Source organism: Mycobacterium sp. NGS49 (assembly GCF_059812565.1).
Genome location: NZ_JCALCX010000123.1, coordinates 1 through 273 on the forward strand (window position 1 = coordinate 1; position 273 = coordinate 273).

The 273-nt window shown below is 76.9% G+C and carries 1 pseudogene; it reads left to right on the plus strand.

The window, feature by feature from the left end:
- Positions 1-273, plus strand: a pseudogene (locus AC5Y7D_RS30975) (HNH endonuclease); the annotation flags it as partial.

Consider the following 273-nt stretch of genomic DNA (forward strand, 5'->3'; position numbering starts at 1 on the left):
GAGCGGTTGTGGCGGGTGGACCCGGGTGCCACCGAGGCCGAGCTGATCGCGCGCATCACCGAGTTGGAGCGGGTCAAATCCGCCGCCGCAGCCGGGCAGGCGCGGGCAGCGGCGGCGCTGGACGCGGCCCGGCGCGCCGACGACGCCGCGGCCGGTGTCGCGTCGGCAAAGCGCGGCCGCGGGGTGGCCGGTGAGGTCGCGCTGGCGCGCCGGGATTCCCCGGTGCGCGGCAGCCGGCATCTGGGGTTCGCCAAGGCTTTGGTGCACGAGATG